General features: G+C 61.0%; 2 protein-coding genes and 2 pseudogenes. 2 read left to right on the top strand and 2 right to left on the bottom strand.

Annotation, left to right across the window (positions count from 1 at the left end):
- Nucleotides 1-143: 143 nt before the first annotated feature.
- Nucleotides 144-245: pseudogene (locus NKJ55_RS35165) on the bottom strand (LysR family transcriptional regulator); the annotation flags it as partial.
- 575 nt (nt 246-820) lie between these two features.
- Here NKJ55_RS35165 and NKJ55_RS35170 point away from each other — a divergent pair.
- Both NKJ55_RS35170 and NKJ55_RS35175 read left to right on the top strand, forming a co-directional pair.
- Nucleotides 821-1,114, top strand: coding sequence for an acyl carrier protein (locus NKJ55_RS35170; protein ID WP_352453891.1), 294 nt, complete (start codon nt 821-823; stop codon nt 1,112-1,114).
- Nucleotides 1,096-2,301: a beta-ketoacyl-[acyl-carrier-protein] synthase family protein gene (locus NKJ55_RS35175; protein WP_352453892.1), complete on the top strand. Its 1,206-nt coding sequence runs from the start codon at nt 1,096-1,098 to the stop codon at nt 2,299-2,301. Before NKJ55_RS35170 ends, NKJ55_RS35175 begins: the two co-directional genes overlap by 19 nt.
- On the opposite strand, the pseudogene NKJ55_RS35180 reads toward NKJ55_RS35175, so the two are convergent.
- Nucleotides 2,288-2,451: pseudogene (locus NKJ55_RS35180) on the bottom strand (LysR family transcriptional regulator); the annotation flags it as partial. The gene NKJ55_RS35175 and the pseudogene NKJ55_RS35180 overlap by 14 nt on opposite strands.
- Nucleotides 2,452-2,712 lie beyond the last annotated feature (261 nt).

Below are 2,712 nucleotides of genomic sequence, written 5' to 3' on the forward strand. Positions count from 1 at the left end.
CGCCGACTGATGACAAACCGCTCAGCGGCAGCGCAAGATCGTTCATGGTGGGTGTGGTCTCCGGGAAATGGTTCGGATCGGCTTAGGCAACCAAATCCTACGCCATTTCAACGGCTTGCGCCACATCCACCAACCCCCATGAATTTGGTTAGGTTTATGCGGCGTGCCGCCGCCGTGAGGCCGCGCTCGCTCAGCAGCGCGTCGAGAACGACGAGAAGATTCAGATCGAGCCCTTTGAAACGCATGTCTTAGCTATCCATAGCGTGGATGCATTTGATTGAAACAAACGATTTTACCAATTTTCCGGAATGTCGCATGGACTTGGCAGGACCTCACGTGCGCCGATCACTGCCTCTATCGCGTGGCGAGTCCCTTGAGAAGAGCCCGAAAGAGGAAATCTGTCGCGTGCGGTGGAGATTGTACTGGGAATGAGAGGCAGCGCTCCGATCATGTCGAACTCTCCGACGAATGGCGGACCGGTACAATAGTTGATCGCAACTGGTCCGGAGCTATGAAACATCTCGATTACATATGAGGTGCCGAGTGAATACGCTGACAGCACCCACCGTCGCAGCGTTTAGCTGACGTTTGACGACGGTTCCTATCCATTTACACGCAGATTCTTGATGTGCTGGCGCAAAAGCGGGAGGCCGGCGACTTTTCTTCGTCATCGGGCTGACGCCGCAGAAGCCGGAACTCGTCCGGTTCCTATGGGCATTGGGCTTGGTCGGTCGCACAGGCTCTATGAGGGGCAATTTTGGCAACGCGACGCGACTCGGGTTTTGAACGACGCCGAAAACGCAAGCTGGAAAGGAACAAGATGGCAGATCAACTCGCCAACGAAATAATCGCCATTATCAAGAAGCGCGCCGCGTCGGAGGGCGGCATAGCGCCTGCCACAGGCGGCGAGATAACGGCTGCCACGGGACTGACTTCGCTCGGTATCGATTCACTGGGATTGGCGGACGTTCTCTGGGACCTGGAGCAGGCCTACGGCATCCAGATCGAGATGAATACGGCCGAGGCATGGTCGGATCTCCAGAATGTTGGGGACATGGTGGAAGCCGTGCGCAGCTTGCTCGCTAAGGGGTGTGAATGGACAGGCGCGTCGTGATTACTGGGATTGGCGGTATTTGCGGGCTTGGGACCAACGCCGCCGCCATTTGGACAGAGATGCGAGAAGGCCGCTCCGCCATCGGCCCAATCGTCAACTCCGAGCTCCATGAATTGAGGGTCAGGATCGGTGCCGAGATCAAGGCGCTGCCGGAGCATGACATCGACGGCAAGCAACTCATCTCCATGGACCGCTTCAGCCTGCTCGCTGTGCTTGCGGCGCGCGAAGCCATGCGTCAGGCCGGACTTTCCTCCAAAGAGGGAAATAGCTATCGCTTCGGTGCGACGGTGGGCGTTGGCGGCTGCGGGTGGGATGCGATCGAGCAAACCTACCGCGCCATCCTTCTGGGCGGTAAGCGTGCCGCTCTCTTGACTGTACCCAAGGCGATGCCGGGTGCCGCTGCCGGCCAGGTCAGCATGAGTCTTGGTCTGCGCGGGCCGGTGTTCGGCGTCACGTCCGCCTGTTCCTCGGCAAACCATGCGATTGCCTGCGCGGTGGACCAGATCAGGCTCGGCCGGGCCGACGTGATGCTTGCCGGCGGCAGCGAAGCGCCGCTCATATGGGGTGTGCTGAAGGCATGGGAAGCGATCCGCGTGCTTTCGCCCGATACTTGCCGGCCATTCTCGGCCGATCGCCAGGGCCTGTCGCTTGGTGAAGGCGCCGGCATGGCGGTGCTGGAAAGCTACGAGCATGCCCTGGCTCGGGGCGCCACCATCCTTGCCGAAATTGCCGGTGCCGGCCTTTCCGCCGATGCGTCCGACATCGTCGCGCCGACTGTCGAGGGGCCGGAGGCAGCAATGCGGGCCTGCCTTGCCGATGCCAGGCTGGACGCCGAGGATGTCGACTATCTCAACGCGCACGGCACCGGCACCAAGGCCAACGACCAGATCGAGACGGCGGCGATCAAGCGCGTCTTCGGTCAGCACGCCTTCTCAATGTCCATTTCTTCTACCAAGTCCATGCACGCGCATTGCCTCGGCGCGTCCGGCGCGCTCGAGTTGATCGCCTGCGTGATGGCTATCCGCGAGAGCGTCGTGCCGCCGACTGCCAATTATCGTGAGCTGGACCCCGATTGCGATCTCGACGTCACGCCCAATGTGGCACGCGAGCGCAAGGTGCGCGTGGCACTGAGCAACTCCTTCGCCTTTGGCGGCACGAACGCGGTTCTGGCGTTCAGGCAGGTGTAGAAGCCATGAGAGATGCCTCCGGCAACATTATCTCTCGCATCCAGATGCTTGCCGGATAACTATTGTGAAGGGCGGGTCATTGACCGCCTCGGCGAATGCGGGAAGTGGCAGCGGAAGCTCGACGATCCGGGGTATCGTCTTTGCGAAATTCTTAACTGTTGAAGCGGCTTGGACGTACCGCCGCCCCGTAAAAGGTAAGCGAGGCCCTGCGGGCTCGGCTTGAGGGTCTGAAGCTGTACACGACAATGTCTGGAAGCCGCAGGGTCGGCTCTGCGCCCGTTATAGTCGCCTGAGTGCTGCCGGCCCGGCCGCGCCGCGGGCGCCGTCAACGAACTCCTTGAACCTGCGGACCTTGCCTGTCTTGGCCGACGCTTCGAAGCGCGCCGTCGTGCTGGCCTCCAGATCCGCGAC

Origin of the sequence: Mesorhizobium sp. M0106 (genome assembly GCF_040322715.1) — a bacterium.
In the GTDB taxonomy this organism is placed as follows: Bacteria; Pseudomonadota; Alphaproteobacteria; order Rhizobiales; family Rhizobiaceae; genus Mesorhizobium.